This window comes from Burkholderia sp. Bmkn7, from assembly GCF_041103175.1.
Lineage (GTDB): Bacteria > Pseudomonadota > Gammaproteobacteria > Burkholderiales > Burkholderiaceae > Burkholderia > Burkholderia cepacia.
In genome coordinates, this window is record NZ_JBGCUH010000003.1 from 2,401,996 (window position 1) to 2,418,691 (window position 16,696).

A 16,696-nucleotide genomic window follows, 5' to 3' on the forward strand; every position below is an offset into this window, starting at 1 on the left:
TTCGGTCCTGCTTCATGTCCTGCATCGAATGGGGAAATGCGCTACGCCGCCGGGCGCGCGCCCGCGGACGTCACATGCGCGACACCCGCTGCCTGCATCTGCTGCCATGCGTGGGCGAGCGACCCGTTCAGGTCGATCGCGCGGCACGCATCGTTGATCACCGCGGCGTCGAAACCGGCCGCACGCGCGTCGAGCGCCGACCACGCGACGCAATAGTCGGTCGCGAGCCCGCAGCACCACACGCGCTTCGCGCCGAGCTCGCGCAGATAGCCCGCGAGCCCCGTGCGCGTCGTGCGATCCGCTTCGACGAATGCGGAATAGCTGTCGACCTGCGCGTCGCCGCCCTTGCGGATGACGAGCCGCGCATGCGGGATGTCGAGATCGCGATGCAGCGCCGCGCCGTCGGTGTCCTGCACGCAGTGCACGGGCCACAGCACCTGCTCGCCGTACGGCAGCGCGAGCGTGGAGAACGGTTCGCGGCCCGGATGGTTCGCCGCGAACGACACGTGCTCGCGCGGGTGCCAGTCCTGCGTCAGCACGACCTGGTCGAAGCGCCGCGCCAGCGCGTTGATCACCGGCACGACCGCGTCGCCGTCGGGCACTGCGAGCGCGCCGCCCGGCATGAAGTCGTATTGCACGTCGATCACGAGCAGCACGTCGTCGGTGTGTCTCATTGCGTTTCTCCGGGTGTGCGTCGCGCCGCGATCCGGCGCGTCAGCCGTTGAACCCGCGGCCGGCCTTCGCGAGCTCCGCGATCGACGGCGCGAGCTGCCATGCGTCGCCGTTCGGCGCGGCCGCGTAGCGGCGAATCGCGCGCTCGACGTTGTAGAGGCCGACCACGTCCGCGTACAGCATCGGGCCGCCGCGCCACAGCGGGAAGCCATAGCCGGTCAGGTAGACCATGTCGATGTCGGACGCCTTCGACGCGATCTTCTCCTCGAGGATCTTCGCGCCTTCGTTCACCAGCGCGAACACGAGCCGCTCGACGATCTCGTCGTCGCCGATCTTGCGCCGCTCGACGCCGCGCTCCTTCGAATACGCGACGACCATCTCGTCGACGAGCGACGACGGCTTTGCCTTGCGCTCGCCCGGCACGTAGTCGTACCAGCCGGCGCCTGTCTTCTGGCCGAAGCGGCCCTGCTCGCACAGGCGGTCGGCGATCTTCGAGTACTGCAGGCCGGGCTGCTCGACATAGCGGCGCTTGCGGATCGCCCAGCCGATATCGTTGCCGGCGAGGTCGCTCATCCGGAACGGCCCCATCGCGAAACCGAATTTCTCGATCGCGCGATCGACCTGCGCGGGCAGCGCGCCTTCCTCGAGCATGAAGAGCGCCTGGCGGATGTACTGCTCGATCATCCGGTTGCCGATGAAGCCGTCGCACACGCCCGACACGACCGCCGTCTTGCGGATCTTCTTCGCCACGGCCATCACGGTGGCGAGCACGTCCTTCGCGGTCTGCGCGCCGCGCACGACCTCGAGCAGCTTCATCACGTTCGCCGGGCTGAAGAAGTGCATGCCGACGACGTCCTGCGGACGCTTCGTGAATGCTGCGATCTTGTCGACGTCGAGCGTCGACGTGTTCGACGCGAGGATCGCGCCCGCCTTCGCGACTTCGTCGAGCTTCCTGAACACCTGCTCCTTCACGCCGAGTTCCTCGAACACGGCCTCGACGATCAGGTCGGCATCCTTCAGGTCGTCGTAGGACAGCGTCGGCGTGATCAGCGCCATGCGCGCGTCGAGCTTCTCCTGCGTGAGCTTGCCCTTCTTCACCTGCGCGTCGTAGTTCTTGCGGATCGTCGCGACGCCGCGCTCGAGCGCTTCCTGTTTCGTTTCGAGCAGCGTGACGGGCAGCCCTGCATTCACGAAATTCATCGCGATGCCACCGCCCATCGTGCCCGCGCCGATCACGCCGACACGGCGAATCTCGCGCAGCGGCGTATCGGACGGCACGTCGGGAATCTTGCTCGCCGCGCGCTCACCGAAGAACGCATGCCGCAGCGCGCGGCTTTCCGGCGTCATCATCAGCGCGACGAAACCCTCGCGCTCGGCGATGCTGCCCTTGTCGAAGCCGTGCAGCACGCCGGCCTCGATCGCGTCGATGCACTTGTGCGGCGCGGGGAAATTCGGTGCGGCGGCCCGGGCCGAATTGCGCGCGAACTGGATGAAGCCCGCGGCGTTCGCGTGGACGATCTTGCGATCGCGCACGCGCGGATGCGGCCCCTTCTGCGCACCGGCCTTGCGCGCGAACGCGACGGCCGCGTCGAGCAGGTCGCCGTCGGCCATCTCGTCGAACAGCCCGCTCTTCGCGAGTTGCTCCGACGGCACGGGCGCGCCCGACACGATCATGTTCAGCGCGGTTTCGAGTCCCACCGCGCGCGGCAGGCGCTGCGTGCCGCCCGCGCCCGGCAGCAGGCCGAGCTTCACCTCGGGCAGCGCGACCTGCGCGCCGGGTGCCGCGACACGGTAATGCGCGCCGAGCGCGAGCTCGAGGCCGCCGCCCATCACGACGCTGTGCAGCGCCGCGACGACGGGCTTCGCGCTCGCCTCCACCGCGCGGATCACGGTGTGCAGCGTCGGCTCCTGCAGCGCCTTCGGCGTATTGAATTCGGTGATGTCGGCGCCGCCCGAGAATGCGCGTCCCGCGCCGGTCAGCACGATGGCCGTGACCGACGGGTCCTGCGCGGCGCGATCGAGCGCGTCCATGACGCCCTGACGGGTCGACAGGCCGAGCCCGTTGACGGGCGGATTGTTGAGCGTAAGGACGGCCACGCCGTCGCGAGTCGAGTAATCCACTGCCATCTGCCTGCCTCCATGCATCGCGCGCCGGGGTGGCTGCGCTTCATTGTGCGCGGTCGAACAGCCGCATGTCCGGTTGAACGCAGGCAGCATACAACGAAAAAGCACGGTCGTTCAATTTGAATTTTGTTCCCGATCCGGGGACGGATCGGGCGACCGTTTCGCGAGCCGCTTGCGGCCCGGGCGCAGACGTTACGGCTCGCGTTACGACTCGCCGACCGCCGTCGGCAACACGTAATCGCGGAATGTCTCGCGCAGCTTCAGCTTCTGCAGCTTGCCGGTCGCGGTGTGCGGCAGCGAGTCGACGAACACGACGTCGTCGGGAATCCACCACTTCGCGACCTTGCCTTCGTAGAACGCGAGCAGCGCGTCGCGGTTCAGGTTCGCCCCTTCGCGCGGCACCACGACGAGCAGCGGGCGCTCGGTCCATTTCGGGTGCGCACAGGCGATGCAGGCGGCCTCGGCCACGCCCGGGTGCGCGATCGCGACGTTCTCGATGTCGATCGAGCTGATCCACTCGCCGCCCGACTTGATCACGTCCTTGCTGCGGTCGGTGATCTGCAGGAAACCGTCGGGGTCGATCGTCGCGACGTCGCCGGTCGGGAACCAGCCGTCCGACAGCGGCGACGTATCGCCGCGAAAGTAGTGGTCGATCACCCACGGGCCGCGCACCTGCAGCTCGCCGAACGCGACGCCGTCCCACGGCAGCTCGTGGCCGTCCTCGCCGACGATGCGCATGTCGACGCCGCAGATCACGCGCCCCTGCTTCTCGAGCAGCTTGCGCTGCGCGTCGAGCGGCCGCTGCGACTGCGCCCAGTTGAGCTTCGCGAGCGTGCCGAGCGGCGACAGTTCGGTCATCCCCCACGCATGGATCACGCGCACGCCGTATTCGTCCTCGAAGGTGCGCAGCATCGCGGGCGGGCACGCGGAGCCGCCGATCACCGTGCGGTTCAGCGTCGAGAAGCGCACACCGGCCTCGCGCATGTAGTTCAGCAGGCCGAGCCACACGGTCGGCACGCCCGCGGAGAACGTCACGCGCTCGGCTTCCATCAGCTCATACAGCGATTTCCCGTCGAGATCCTTGCCGGGCAACACGAGCTTGCCGCCCGTGAGCGGCACCGCGTACGGCAGCCCCCACGCGTTGACGTGGAACATCGGCACGACGGGCAGCACCGCGTCCATCGCGGACAGGTTCATCGCGTCCGGCAACGCGGCGCCGTACGCGTGCAGCACGGTCGAGCGGTGCGAATACAGCACGCCCTTCGGGTTGCCGGTCGTGCCCGACGTGTAGCAGAGCCCCGACGCCTGCTGCTCGTCGAGGCGCGGCCAGTCGTAGCGGCCGTCCTCCGCTTCGACGAGCGTTTCGTAGCACAGGAACGGCGTCGTGCCGGACGGCAGGTGCGCGGCGTCCGTCATCGCGACCCAGCCCTTCACGTGCGGGCATTGCGGCGCGATCGCATCGACGAGCGGGGCGAAATTGAGGTCGAAGAAGACGTAGCGGTCTTCCGCGTGATTGACGATGTACGCGATCTGCTCGGGGAACAGGCGCGGGTTGATCGTGTGGCACACGGCACCCATGCCGCCGATCCCGTAATACGCTTCCAGATGCCGGTAGCCGTTCCACGCCAGCGTGCCGACGCGATCGCCGGTTTCGACGCCGAGCCGCGCGAGCGCCTGCGCCAGTTGCTTCGCGCGGCGTTCGCAATCGCGGTACGTGTAGCGATGCAGATCGCCTTCCACGCGCCTCGATACGATCTCCGTGTCGCCGGCATGTCGCGCGGCATGAGAAATCAGCGAGGACACCAGCAACGGCATGTCCATCATCTGGCCCAGCAACGGCTTACCCATCGTCTTGTTCTCCGTGAGGATGCGAATCGGTGACCAGCCTCTGCGGCGCGCCCGTCAGCGGCCCCGGACGGGCGTCGCGCATCGCGCGCGAGCCGCCATGCGGGCGGCGCGGCGCCGCCTTACAATATCGGCTTACCCAGAGGCGCTCAACATGTCGTTTTCCCGAAGCGCAGCCGATACGGCTGACACCCTCCCCGACCTCGCCGCCACGCTCGGCGCGCCCGCCGCCGGCGCGTTCGTCGCGCTCGGCGACGCGTTTCATACGCGGCTGCCGGCCGCGCCGCTTGCCGCGCCGTACGTCGTCGGCTTTTCCGGCGAAGTCGCGCACCTGCTCGACCTGCCGCCGTCGCTCGCCGCGCAGCCCGGTTTCGCCGAGCTGTTCGCCGGCAACCCGACACGCGACTGGCCCGCGCACGCGATGCCGTACGCAGCGGTGTATTCCGGCCACCAGTTCGGCGTGTGGGCGGGCCAGCTCGGCGACGGCCGCGCGCTGACGATCGGCGAGCGCACCGGCACCGACGGCCGCCGCTACGAATTGCAGCTGAAAGGCAGCGGCCGCACGCCGTATTCGCGCATGGGCGACGGCCGCGCGGTGCTGCGCTCGTCGATCCGCGAATTCCTGTGCTCGGAAGCGATGCATCACCTCGGCATCCCGACCACGCGCGCCCTGACGGTGATCGGTTCCGACCAGCCGGTGGTGCGCGAGGAAATCGAGACGTCGGCCGTCGTCACGCGCGTGTCGGAGAGCTTCGTGCGCTTCGGCCACTTCGAGCACTTCTTCTCGAACGATCGCCCCGACCTGCTGCGCCAGCTCGCCGATCACGTGATCGACCGCTTCTATCCGGATTGCCGCCATGCCGACGATCCGTACCTCGCGCTGCTCGAAGCCGCGACGCTGCGCACGGCGGATCTCGTCGCGCAATGGCAGGCCGTCGGCTTCTGCCACGGCGTGATGAACACCGACAACATGTCGATCCTCGGCGTGACGATCGACTACGGCCCGTTCGGTTTCGTCGATGCGTTCGATGCGAACCACATCTGCAACCACTCGGATACGAACGGCCGTTATGCGTACCGGATGCAGCCGCGCATCGCGCACTGGAACTGCTACTGCCTCGCGCAGGCGCTGCTGCCGCTGATCGGGCTGCAGCACGGCATCGCCGACGATGATGCGCGCGCCGAGCGCGCGGTGGACGACGCGCAGGCCGTGCTCGCGAAATTCCCGGAACGTTTCGGCCCCGCGCTCGAGCGCGCGATGCGCGCAAAGCTCGGCCTCGAGCTCGAACGCGAGAACGATGCCGACCTCGCGAACAAGCTGCTCGAGACGATGCATGCGAGCCACGCGGATTTCACGCTGACGTTCCGCCGGCTCGCACAGGTCTCGAAGCACGACGCGAGCCGCGACGCCCCCGTGCGCGACCTGTTCATCGACCGCGACGCGTTCGATGCGTGGGCGAACCTCTACCGCGCACGGCTGTCCGAGGAAACGCGCGACGACGCGACACGCGCGGCCGCGATGAATCGCGCGAACCCGAAATACGTGTTGCGCAACCATCTGGCCGAAGTCGCGATCCGGCGCGCGAAGGAAAAGGATTTTTCGGAGGTCGAGCGGCTCGCGCAGATCCTGCGCCGGCCGTTCGACGAACAACCGGAGCATGAAGCGTACGCGGCGTTGCCGCCCGACTGGGCCGGGTCGCTCGAAGTGAGCTGCTCGTCCTGAGGCCCGCAACCCGCGCGTATCGACCGACCGATCAGGAGAACCCCATGTCCCACGATTCCGACGACAAGACCTTCCCGTACCAGAAGGACGACGCCGAGCTGCGCCGGCGGCTCACGCCGATGCAGTACGAAGTCACGCAGCACGCGGCAACCGAGCGTGCGTTCACCGGCGAATACACCGACACCGAGGACGCCGGCATCTACAAATGCGTCGTCTGCAGCACGCCCCTGTTCGAATCCGGCTCCAAGTTCCACTCCGGCTGCGGCTGGCCCAGCTACTTCAAGCCGCTCAACGGCGAGGTGATCGACGAGAAGGTCGACTACTCGCACGGGATGGTGCGCGTCGAGGTCCGCTGCAACCACTGCGGCGCGCATCTCGGCCACGTCTTCGAGGACGGCCCGCGCGACAAGACCGGTTTGCGCTACTGCATCAATTCGGCTGCGTTAAACTTCGAGTCCCGACCCGAAAACGAATGAGCGGCGCCGGGCGGATCGGCGGGGTACGCCGCGCCGCCGCCCCGATCCGCTCCGGCGGTGCCTGGCGGGTCCCTACAACGGTGAAAGGCCGCGCAAGCGGCCTTTCACGCAGCTGCGAGCGCCATGAAATTCCTGTTCGATCTGTTTCCGATCATCCTGTTTTTTGCCGCCTTCAAGGTCTGGGGCATCTTTACCGCCACCGCCGTCGCGATCGTCGCGACGCTGGCCCAGGTCGCGTGGGTCGCCTTCCGGCACCGGAAGGTCGACACGATGCTGTGGGTCAGCCTGGGCGTGATCGTCGTTTTCGGTGGTGCCACCCTCGTCCTGCATGACGAGAAATTCATTCAATGGAAACCGACTGTGCTGTACTGGCTGTTTGCGATCGGGCTGCTCGCCGCGCGCTATGCGTTCGGCAACAACCTGATCGAGAAGATGATGGGCAAGCAGCTCACGCTGCCGCACCCCGTGTGGGACAAGCTGAACGTCGCGTGGGCGCTGTTCTTCGCGGTGCTCGGCGTCGCGAACCTGTACGTGGTGCACAACTTCACCGAGTCGCAATGGGTGAACTTCAAGCTGTTCGGCACGACGGGCGCGATGGTCGTCTTCATCATCCTGCAGAGCCTGTGGCTCACGAAATACCTGAAGGACGAGTGACATGACGGACGCCTTTCTCCACGCGTCGCCCGACGAACGCATCGCGCTGATCGAAGCGCGCCTCACCGCAGCGCTCGCCCCGCTGTCGCTCACCGTGCGCGACGACAGCGCGCAGCACGCGGGCCACGCCGGCGCGTCCGCCGGCGGCCACTTCACGGTCACGATCGTGTCGGCCGCGTTCGCGGGCAAGCCGCGCGTCGCGCGGCACCGGCTGGTGTATGATGCGCTCGCTGATGCGATGCAGCGCGGCATTCACGCGCTCGCGATCGTGGCTTACACGCCCGAAGAATTCAACGAATCTTCAATCTAGTCTCATTAGGAATTCCCGATGATCCTGAAATCCCCCCGCCTGTGGGTCGCGGCGGCTGCTTTCGCAGCGGCACCGGCATTTGCCCAGAACATCGCCGTCGTCAACGGCACGCCGATTCCGAAGTCGCGCGCGGACGCGATGGTCGCCCAGCTCGTGCAGCAAGGCCAGACCGACAACGCGCAGCTGCAGCAGGCCGTGCGCCAGGAACTCGTGAACCGCGAAATCCTGATGCAGGAAGCAATCCGTGAAGGCATCCCGAACCGTCCGGACGTGAAGGCGCAGGTCGCCGTCGCGCAGCAGACCGTCGTGCTGCGTTCGATGATCGAGAGTTTCCTGAAGAAGAACCAGCCGACCGACGCCGAAGTGAAGGCGCGCTACGACGACCTCGTCAAGGGCGCCGGCGGCAACCGCGAATACCACCTGCACCACATCCTCGTCAGCGACGAGCAGCAGGCGAAGGACCTGATCGCGAAGATCAAGGCCGGCGCGAAGTTCGAGGATCTCGCGAAGCAGTTCTCGAAGGACCCGGGCTCGGGCAAGAACGGCGGCGATCTCGACTGGTCCGACCCGAAGGCGTACGTGCCGGAATTCGCGGCGGCCGCGCAGAAGCTGCAGAAAGGCCAGATGACCGACACGCCGGTGAAGACGCAGTTCGGCTGGCACATCATCCGCGTCGACGACATCCGCGACATCGCGCCGCCGCCGCTCGAGCAGGTGAAGGCGCAGATCGCGCAGCAGCTCGTGCAGCAGAAGCTGCAGGCGTTCGAGGAAGGTCTGCGCCAGCAGGCAAAGATCCAGTAACGCAGGCGCTCGCCGCTCGTGCATCGAAAAGCCGCTCCCTGGAGCGGCTTTTTTGTTGCCCGCAGGCTGGCCTGCCGGCGCATCACGATGTGCGGTGTTCCCACCAAAGAAAAGGCCGCTCCGAAGAGCGGCCTTTGCCGTATGCCTGATCGGCTCGCGCCGCGGACTTATGCGGGATGGAACACGTCGTGATAACGAACGTCGCCGGACGGCCGCGGCGCCGAGTCGTCGAGCGACAGCGCAAGGAAATACTCGGGCGGTACGCCCGGGAACACGATGTCGCCGGACGGCGCAAAGCCGAAACGCGTGTAGTACGCGGGCTCCCCGAGCAGGACGCAGCCGCGCGCACCGAGGCGGCGCAACGCGTCGAGCCCCGCGCGCACCAGCCCCGTGCCGATGCTCTGCCGCTGGCAGTCGGGCAGCACCGCGAGCGGCGCGAGCCCGTACCAGCCCTGGCTGCCGGGCGCCTCGCCGCCGATCGACACCGGCGAGAACGCGACGTGCCCGATCAGCCGGCCGTCGCGTTCCGCGACGAGCGAGACGCTCAACGCACCGTCCGCACGCAACGTGTCGACGATCCGCCGCTCGAACTGCCCGCCTTCCGGCTCGCCCGCGAACGCGGCGACGATCACACGGCCGATCGCGTCGGCCTCGCTCGCGCGCTCGTCGCGCAGCGTGACGACCTCGACCGGCGCGTTCGGATCGAACATCATCCCGATCAGCCGATCCAGCGGCGCGCGTTGCGGAACACGCGCATCCACGGGCTCGCTTCGCCCCAGCTTTCCGGGTGCCAGCTCATCGTGACCGTACGATGCACGCGCTCCATGTGCGGCATCAGCACCGAGAAGCGGCCGTCGGCCGTCGTGACCGACGTGATGCCGGCCGGCGAGCCGTTCGGGTTGAACGGATAACGCTCGGTTGCTTCGCCGCGGTGGTCGACGAAGCGCATCGCGACCGCGACGCGATCGATGTCGCCCTGTTGCGAGAAGTCCGCATAACCTTCGCCGTGCGCGACCGCGACCGGAATCCGCGAGCCTTCCATCCCCGCGAAGAAGATCGACGGCGATTTCTCGACTTCGACGAACGAGAAACGCGCCTCGAACTGCTCGGACTTGTTGCGCGTGAACTTCGGCCAGGCTTCCGCACCCGGGATCATCGACGAGATGCTCGACAGCATCTGGCAGCCGTTGCAGATGCCGAGCGCGAACGTGTCGGGACGCGCGAAGAACGCCGAGAACATGTCGGCGAGATTCGCGTTGAAGCGGATCGTCTTCGCCCAGCCTTCGCCCGCGCCCAGCACGTCGCCGTACGAGAAGCCGCCGCATGCGACCGCACCCGCGAAATCGGCGAGATTCGCGCGGCCGGCCAGCAGGTCGCTCATGTGCACGTCGTGCGCATCGAAGCCCGCGCGGTCGAACGCGTAGGCCGTTTCGAGATGCGAGTTCACGCCCTGCTCGCGCAGGATCGCGACACGCGGCCGTGCGCCCGTCGCGATGAACGGCGCCGCGATGTCGTCGGCCGGATCGAAGCTCAGCACCGGCGAGATGCCCGGGTCGGCCACGTCCAGCAGCGCGTCGTATTCGGCATCCGCGCACGCGGGGTTGTCGCGCAGGCGCGCGATGCGCCAGCTAACTTCGCTCCACGCGCGATGGAGTTCGGCGCGCGGTGCGTCGAAAATCTTCTTCGCGTCGCGGTACACCTCGATCACGTCGCGATCGTTGACCGAGCCGATCACGTGCGAGCATGCCGACAGGCCGAACTCGCGCAGCGCGCCCAGCACCGCGTCACGGTCGGTCGCGCGCACCTGCACGACGGCGCCCAGTTCCTCGGAGAACAGCGCGCGCAGCGTGCGATCCTCGCGGCGGCCGCTCGTCTGCTTCGCCCAGTCCTTCGCGTCGCCGTAGTCGGATTCGTGATTCGGGTCGAGCGTCAGCATGTCGACGTTCAGCGACACGCCCGCGTGGCCCGCGAACGCCATTTCGCACACCGTCGCCCACAGGCCGCCGTCCGAGCGGTCGTGGTACGCGAGCAGCTTGTCTTGCGCATTGAGCGACTGGATCGCGTTGAAGAAACGCTTCAGGTCTTCCGCATCGTCGACGTCCGGCGTCGTGTCGCCGACCTGCTGCGTGACCTGCGCGAAGATGCTGCCGCCCATCCGGTTCTTGCCGCGGCCGAGATCGATCGCGATCAGCACGCTGTCGCCCGCGTCGGCGATGCGGCGCAGCTGCGGCGTCAGGTGACGGCGCACGTCCTCGACCGGCGCGAACGCGGAGATGATCAGCGACACCGGCGACACCACTTCCTTCGCGACGCCCTGCTCGTCCCACTTCGTCTTCATCGACAGCGAGTCCTTGCCGACCGGGATGCCGATCCCGAGTGCCGGGCACAGCTCCATGCCGATCGCCTTGACCGTGTCGAACAGCGCGGCGTCCTCGCCGGCCGTGCCGCACGCGGCCATCCAGTTCGCCGACAGCTTCAGCTTGTCGAGCGACGCGATCGGCGCGCTCGCGATGTTCGTGATCGCCTCGCCGACCGCCATGCGGCCCGATGCAGGCGCGTCGATCACCGCGAGCGGCGTGCGCTCGGCCATCGTCATCGCCTCGCCCTTGAAACCCGCGTAGTCGAGCGCGGTGACCGCGCAGTCGGCCACCGGCACCTGCCACGGGCCGACCATCTGGTCGCGCACCGACGTGCCGCCGACCGAACGGTCGCCGATCGTGATCAGGAACGACTTGCTGCCGACCGTCGGGTGCTTCAGCACGTCGATCGCGACTTCCGACAGCGCGATGCCCGTCACGTCGACCGGTGCACGCTCGGTCGTCACGCGCGTGACGTCGCGATGCATGCGCGGCGGCTTGCCGAGCAGCACTTCCATCGGCATGTCGACCGGGTATTCGTCGGCGCCCGTCGCTTCGTCGTCGACGAGCTTCAGCTGGCGTTCGTCGGTCGCGACACCGACCACCGCGAACGGGCAGCGCTCGCGCGCGCAGATCGCCTCGAAACGCGGCAGGTCGGCCGGCGCGATCGCCAGCACGTAGCGCTCCTGCGCTTCGTTCGACCAGATTTCGCGCGGCGACAGGCCCGATTCCTCGAGCGCGACCTTGCGCAGCTCGAAGCGCGCGCCCTTGCCCGCGCCGTCGACGATCTCGGGGAACGCATTCGACAGGCCGCCCGCGCCGACGTCGTGGATGCTCAGGATCGGGTTTTCCGCGCCGAGCTGCCAGCAGCCGTTGATCACTTCCTGCGCGCGACGTTCGATTTCCGGGTTGCCGCGCTGCACCGAGTCGAAGTCGAGTTCGGCCGTGTTCGCGCCGGTCGCCATCGAGCTCGCGGCGCCGCCGCCCATCCCGATCCGCATGCCGGGGCCGCCGATCTGGATCAGCAGCGAGCCGGCCGGCACGTCGTGCTTGTGCGTATGCTGATCCGCGATGTTGCCGAGGCCGCCCGCGATCATGATCGGCTTGTGATAACCATGCACCTTCCCGCCGACGTTCTGCTCGTACACGCGGAAGTAGCCGCCGAGGTTCGGGCGGCCGAATTCGTTGTTGAACGCGGCGCCGCCGAGCGGGCCGTCGATCATGATCTGCAGCGGCGACGCGATGCGGTCCGGACGGCCGTACGGGCCGTACGCGTCGTTGGGGTTGCGCTCGCCGACCGGCTGCGCGGCGTCGCGCGCGTTTTCCCACGGCTGGCGGGCGTCCGGCAGGTCGAGGTTCGACACGGTGAAGCCCGTCAGGCCGGCCTTCGGACGCGCGCCGCGGCCCGTCGCGCCTTCGTCGCGGATCTCGCCGCCCGCGCCGGTCGCCGCACCCGGGAACGGCGAGATCGCCGTCGGGTGGTTGTGCGTCTCGACCTTCATCAGCGTGTGCGTGAGCTCGGTGTGGCGGCCGTAGCGCTCGCCCGGCTCGCCGGCCGCGCCCGTGTTGCGCGGGAACCAGCGTTCGGCTTCGGCGCCGACCATGATCGACGAGTTGTCCGAATAGGCGACGATCGTGCCCTGCGGGCTCAGCTTCTCGGTGTTGCGGATCATCGCGAACAGCGACATGTCCTGCGCTTCGCCGTCGATCGTCCACTGCGCGTTGAAGATCTTGTGGCGGCAGTGTTCGCTGTTCGCCTGCGCGAACATCATCAGTTCCACGTCGGTCGGGTTGCGTTCGAGCTTGCGGAACGCGTCGACCAGGTAGTCGATCTCGTCGTCGGCGAGCGCGAGGCCCAGCTCGACGTTCGCGCGCTCGAGCGCGCCGCGGCCGATACCCAGCACGTCGACGGTCGACAGCGGCTTGGCCGGCAGTTCGTCGAACAGGTGCTGCGCGTCGTCGCGCGCCGCGACCACGCTTTCGGTCATCCGGTCATGCAGCGCGGCCGCGACGGCCGCGCGCGCGTCGTCCGACAGCGCCTTCTTGCCGCCGAGCAGGCCCGACTTCAGCGTGACCGTGAATTCGACGCCGCGCTCGATGCGGCGCACGTGCGTGAGGCCGCAGTGCCGGGCGATGTCGGTCGCCTTGCTCGCCCACGGCGAAACCGTGCCGAAACGCGGCAGCACGACGAAGGTCTCGGTCGTGCCCTTCTCGGCCGCCGCCTCGAACGGCGCGCCGTAGTGCATCAGCGCGTCGATGCGCGCGCTGTCGTCGGCCGACAGCGGCTCGGCCGCATTGACGAAGTGCAGGAACTGCCCGCGCACCGCGACGACGTTGGCGTCGATTTGCCTGAGCGTGTCGAGCAGACGGGTTTGACGGAAATCGGAGAGGGCCGAAGCGCCGGGAAAACACGAGAAGTGAGCCATGGGCTGGACTGACGTCGATGAGTCGCGCGAGGTGGCGACGTGGGGCGAAAGGAAGGCCGTAATTATACCCGGAAGTCGGTCGCCCAAGACCGGCCGATCGGCAACCCGCATGCACCGCATCGGTGCCGCGATATCCACCGCGCACGGCCTGCCCGCCGGGCCGCCCCGCGCGGGCGCGGCAGCCGGCGGCCGCGGCCCGGCGGCACGGCACGTGTCACCCCGGCGCCGGCTCCCGCGATTTTGGCGCTATCATTCCGGGTTCACCGGGCCCGGGCCCTCAGCGAATTCTCACCGGGCAGCGCCTGCGCGCCGCCCGTCATCGAAGCAATCCATGGATGTCATCGTCATCGGCGGCGGAATCAGCGGCGTCGCCACCGCCTACCAGTTGCGCGCGGCCGGCCATCGCGTATGCGTGGTCGAACGCCACGCGACCGTCGCGCAGGGTGCGACCTACGGCGACGGCGGCGCGCTGCTGCCGAGCCCGCTCGACGTCTGGTTCGGCCCGACCTTCATGCGCCAGCGCCAGCCGCGCGACAGCGGCATCGTCTACAAGCCCGGCTTCAACGGCGGCGTACGGCGCTTCGTCAAGCAGCTCGGCAGGCTGCGCGAGCCCGACGCGTTCGCCGCGCAGTACACGCGGCTGCGGCCGCTGATCGACGCGTCGCGCGACGCGCTCGCCGACATCGAGACGCGCCTCGAGCTCGAGTTCGAGCAGAAGCCCGGCATCCTGCACGTCGTGCGCGATCCGCGTGACTGGGAAGCGATGCAGCCCGCGCTCGACCTCCTTCGCACGCTCGACCAGCCGTACCGCCTGCTCTCCGCAGACGAATGCGCGGCACTCGAGCCGTCGGTGCCGGCCGAGCCCGGTTTCGCCGGCGGCGTGCTGCTCGAGACCGAGCGCACCGGGAATTGCCCGCTGTTCGCGAAACTGGTCAAGCAGACGCTCGACGAGCACGGCGTGCAGTTCCGCTTCGGCGCGGAAGTCGCCGCGATCCGCGTCGACAACGGCCGCGTCGCGGTCGAGCTCGTCCCGCCCGGCGACCGCCACGCGTCGAACGCCCGCGACGTCGACGTGATTTCCGCCGATGCAATCGTGGTCGCCGCCGGCGCCGGCAGCCTGCCGCTGCTCGACCGGCTCGGCTGGCGCCTGCCGCTGCACCCGGTGCGGGTCCACGCACTGACCGCGCCGGTCGCCTACGAAGAACATGCGCCGCACCTGAACGTCATCGATTCGATCAAGCGCATCTCGATCACGCGCACCCACCAGCGGCTGCGCGTCGGCGGCGGCGCCGTGCTGCAGAGCCTGCCCGACACCGCGAAGCCGCTCGCCGAGCCGCTGTCGGAGGCCGCGCTCGCGTTGCTCGGCCAGGCCGTCCACGACTGGGTGCCCGGTGCCGCGAAGATCTCGGCCGCGCTGTCCTGGCAAGGTACGCAACTGCTGTCGCCGGACGGCCTGCCGGTCGTCGGTCCGACCCCGCATCCGCGCGTATTCGTCAATTTCGGGCACGGCCCGGCCGGCTGGGGGCTCGCATGCGGGTCTGCTAAAGTGGTGGCCGACTACCTGGGCGGCGACGTGCAGCACTGGCGCGCCGACACGCTCGCCGCGCTAACCGCCGGGCGCTTCACGACCTGACCGCTGCGGGCCCGTCCCCGGCGGCCGCCTTGCCAGCCGCCGCGACCCGGCGATGACCCCGCGATGACCGTTACCCTTCCGCTTCCCGATTCCGCTCCGATCGCGCTGCTGCGCGTCGCCGACCTGCGCACGGCCGAAGCCGATGCAGCCGCGGCGCTGCCGCCGCATACGCTGATGGGTCGCGCAGGCGCCGCCGCCGCGCGCTGGCTGTCCGAACGCGCGGCCGGCGACGACCGCCCCGTCTGGTTCGCGGTCGGCCCGGGCAACAACGGCGGCGACGCGCTCGTAGCCGCCGCGCACCTCCAGCAGCTCGGCGTCGCGACCCAGGCGTGGATGCCGGTGCCGGTAAAGCCCGACGACGCGCAATGGGCGCTCGGCCTCGCGCGCGCCGCCGGCGTGCCGCTGTCGGCCACGCCGCCTGCTTCGCTGGACGGCTATGCGTGGGTGGTCGACGGACTCTTCGGCATCGGTCTCGGCCGCGCGCTCGACGGCGCGTTCGCCGAGCAGGCCGCGCGCATCGCCGCGCATGCGCGCAGCGGCGGCCGCGTGCTTGCACTGGATGTGCCGAGCGGCCTCGACAGCGATACGGGCCAGATCGTCGGCGCAGGTGTCGCCGTCGCCGCCACCCACACGCTCACTTTCATCGGCGCGAAGCCGGGCCTCTACACCGGCGAAGGCCGCGATCTCGCCGGCGCGATCGACGTCGAATCGCTCGACGTCGCGCCACCGGCCGCGCCGGCCATCGTACTGAACACGCCCGCGCTATTCGCCGCCGCCCTGCCCGCGCGCGCATTCGCGTCCCACAAGGGCACATACGGCAGCCTCGCGGTACTCGGCGGCGACACCGGCATGTGCGGCGCGCCGATCCTGGCCGCGCGCGCCGCGCTGTTCGCCGGCGCCGGCAAGGTGCATGTCGGCTTCCTCGGCACCGGCGCGCCGCCGTACGATCCGCCGTTCCCCGAACTGATGCTGCACGCGGCCGACACCCTCGACCCCGGCGCGATGACCGCCATCGCCGCAGGCTGCGGGCTGGGCACGCGCGAGGCCGCGGCGACGCTCGTGCGCGACGTGCTTGCCCACGACGCCGCGACGCTGCTCGACGCCGACGCGCTGAACCTCGTCGCGACGCACGCGGATCTCGCGGCCGCCGTCGCGACGCGCGGTGCGCGCGGTTATCCGTGCGTGCTGACGCCGCATCCGCTCGAGGCCGCGCGGCTGCTCGGCTGCGACACGGCTGCGATTCAGCGCGACCGCCTCGCGGCCGCGCAGGCGCTCGCGTCACGTTATGCGGCCATCGTCGTGCTGAAAGGCTCGGGCACGGTGATTGCGGCGCCCGACGGCCGCATGACGATCAACCCGACCGGCAACGCGGCGCTTGCCACGGGCGGCACCGGCGACGTGCTCGGCGGCCTGATCGGCGCGTTGCTCGCGCAACGCGTCGCGCCGTACGAAGCGGCGCTGGCAGGCGTCTACCTGCACGGCCTCGCGGCCGACACGCTGACCGCGAACGGGACCGGCCCGGCCGGACTCACGGCAGGCGAACTCGCGCCGATGGTGCGCACGCTGGTCAATCGCCTTTTTTATGCGTCGCCGCGCGCCGGCACATAACGCCGCTATACTGACTGCCCCGCCGCACGGCGGGCCCTCTCGTCCGCCGGCCTTCCGATCCCGATGA

The 16,696-nt window shown here is 69.1% G+C and carries 12 protein-coding genes; 7 read left to right on the plus strand and 5 right to left on the minus strand.

From position 1 onward, the window contains the following. Positions 1-41: 41 nt before the first annotated feature. The 3 genes from pncA to AB3K92_RS32735 all read right to left on the minus strand — a co-directional run bounded on the left by pncA (position 42) and on the right by AB3K92_RS32735 (position 4,644). Positions 42-674: a bifunctional nicotinamidase/pyrazinamidase gene (gene pncA, locus AB3K92_RS32725; protein WP_027787171.1), complete on the minus strand. Its 633-nt coding sequence runs from the start codon at positions 672-674 to the stop codon at positions 42-44. 40 nt (positions 675-714) lie between these two features. Beyond that, entirely contained in the window at positions 715-2,799 is a 2,085-nt protein-coding gene (locus AB3K92_RS32730; RefSeq protein ID WP_027787170.1) for a 3-hydroxyacyl-CoA dehydrogenase NAD-binding domain-containing protein, read from the minus strand. Between the two features lie 201 nt (positions 2,800-3,000). Then, the gene (locus AB3K92_RS32735) at positions 3,001-4,644 is read right to left on the minus strand and encodes a 3-(methylthio)propionyl-CoA ligase (protein ID WP_059708046.1); all 1,644 of its coding nucleotides are present in this window, start codon (positions 4,642-4,644) and stop codon (positions 3,001-3,003) included. A 151-nt stretch (positions 4,645-4,795) separates the two neighbouring features. On the opposite strand from AB3K92_RS32735, the gene AB3K92_RS32740 reads away from it, so the two are divergent. The 5 genes from AB3K92_RS32740 (at position 4,796) to AB3K92_RS32760 (ending at position 8,605) form a co-directional block, all read left to right on the plus strand. Next, positions 4,796-6,364 (plus strand): YdiU family protein, encoded by a 1,569-nt coding sequence (locus AB3K92_RS32740; protein ID WP_059494190.1) that lies wholly within the window; start codon positions 4,796-4,798, stop codon positions 6,362-6,364. A 44-nt stretch (positions 6,365-6,408) separates the two neighbouring features. Beyond that, positions 6,409-6,840, plus strand: coding sequence for a peptide-methionine (R)-S-oxide reductase MsrB (gene msrB, locus AB3K92_RS32745; protein WP_021163396.1), 432 nt, complete (start codon positions 6,409-6,411; stop codon positions 6,838-6,840). Positions 6,841-6,963: 123 nt separating this feature from the next. Next, positions 6,964-7,494 carry a septation protein A gene (locus tag AB3K92_RS32750; RefSeq protein ID WP_011352350.1) on the plus strand — a complete coding sequence of 177 codons (531 nt, stop codon included), beginning with the start codon at positions 6,964-6,966 and terminating at the stop codon, positions 7,492-7,494. A 1-nt stretch (position 7,495) separates the two neighbouring features. Further along, positions 7,496-7,804, plus strand: coding sequence for a BolA family transcriptional regulator (locus AB3K92_RS32755; RefSeq protein ID WP_021163397.1), 309 nt, complete (start codon positions 7,496-7,498; stop codon positions 7,802-7,804). A gap of 18 nt (positions 7,805-7,822) precedes the next feature. Continuing rightward, complete coding sequence (locus AB3K92_RS32760) at positions 7,823-8,605, plus strand: peptidylprolyl isomerase (RefSeq protein ID WP_048021011.1); 783 nt, start codon at positions 7,823-7,825, stop codon at positions 8,603-8,605. 167 nt (positions 8,606-8,772) lie between these two features. On the opposite strand, the gene AB3K92_RS32765 is transcribed toward AB3K92_RS32760, so the two are convergent. Both AB3K92_RS32765 and purL read right to left on the minus strand, forming a co-directional pair. Further along, the gene (locus tag AB3K92_RS32765) at positions 8,773-9,318 is read right to left on the minus strand and encodes a GNAT family N-acetyltransferase (protein ID WP_059490102.1); all 546 of its coding nucleotides are present in this window, start codon (positions 9,316-9,318) and stop codon (positions 8,773-8,775) included. A gap of 5 nt (positions 9,319-9,323) precedes the next feature. Next, a complete protein-coding gene (purL, locus tag AB3K92_RS32770) occupies positions 9,324-13,388 on the minus strand; it encodes a phosphoribosylformylglycinamidine synthase (protein ID WP_369466588.1) in 4,065 nt (1,354 codons plus the stop codon). Between the two features lie 331 nt (positions 13,389-13,719). Between purL and AB3K92_RS32775 the strand changes: the two genes are divergently transcribed. Then, on the plus strand, positions 13,720-15,021 hold the full coding sequence (locus AB3K92_RS32775) for an FAD-dependent oxidoreductase (protein ID WP_369466589.1): 1,302 nt from the start codon (positions 13,720-13,722) through the stop codon (positions 15,019-15,021). Between the two features lie 63 nt (positions 15,022-15,084). Then, on the plus strand, positions 15,085-16,629 hold the full coding sequence (locus tag AB3K92_RS32780; protein ID WP_369466590.1) for an NAD(P)H-hydrate dehydratase: 1,545 nt from the start codon (positions 15,085-15,087) through the stop codon (positions 16,627-16,629). The last annotated feature ends 67 nt before the right edge of the window (positions 16,630-16,696 follow it).

Bases quoted from the DNA above. Each gene is read 5' to 3' on its own strand.
- AB3K92_RS32735 (WP_059708046.1), bottom strand. From the start codon at position 4,644: ATGGGTAAGCCGTTGCTGGGCCAGATGATGGACATGCCGTTGCTGGTG.
- AB3K92_RS32780 (WP_369466590.1), top strand. From the start codon at position 15,085: ATGACCGTTACCCTTCCGCTTCCCGATTCCGCTCCGATCGCGCTGCTG.
- AB3K92_RS32765 (WP_059490102.1), bottom strand. From the start codon at position 9,318: ATGATGTTCGATCCGAACGCGCCGGTCGAGGTCGTCACGCTGCGCGAC.
- AB3K92_RS32775 (WP_369466589.1), top strand. From the start codon at position 13,720: ATGGATGTCATCGTCATCGGCGGCGGAATCAGCGGCGTCGCCACCGCC.
- purL (WP_369466588.1), bottom strand. From the start codon at position 13,388: ATGGCTCACTTCTCGTGTTTTCCCGGCGCTTCGGCCCTCTCCGATTTC.
- AB3K92_RS32760 (WP_048021011.1), top strand. From the start codon at position 7,823: ATGATCCTGAAATCCCCCCGCCTGTGGGTCGCGGCGGCTGCTTTCGCA.
- AB3K92_RS32740 (WP_059494190.1), top strand. From the start codon at position 4,796: ATGTCGTTTTCCCGAAGCGCAGCCGATACGGCTGACACCCTCCCCGAC.
- AB3K92_RS32730 (WP_027787170.1), bottom strand. From the start codon at position 2,799: ATGGCAGTGGATTACTCGACTCGCGACGGCGTGGCCGTCCTTACGCTC.
- pncA (WP_027787171.1), bottom strand. From the start codon at position 674: ATGAGACACACCGACGACGTGCTGCTCGTGATCGACGTGCAATACGAC.
- AB3K92_RS32755 (WP_021163397.1), top strand. From the start codon at position 7,496: ATGACGGACGCCTTTCTCCACGCGTCGCCCGACGAACGCATCGCGCTG.
- msrB (WP_021163396.1), top strand. From the start codon at position 6,409: ATGTCCCACGATTCCGACGACAAGACCTTCCCGTACCAGAAGGACGAC.
- AB3K92_RS32750 (WP_011352350.1), top strand. From the start codon at position 6,964: ATGAAATTCCTGTTCGATCTGTTTCCGATCATCCTGTTTTTTGCCGCC.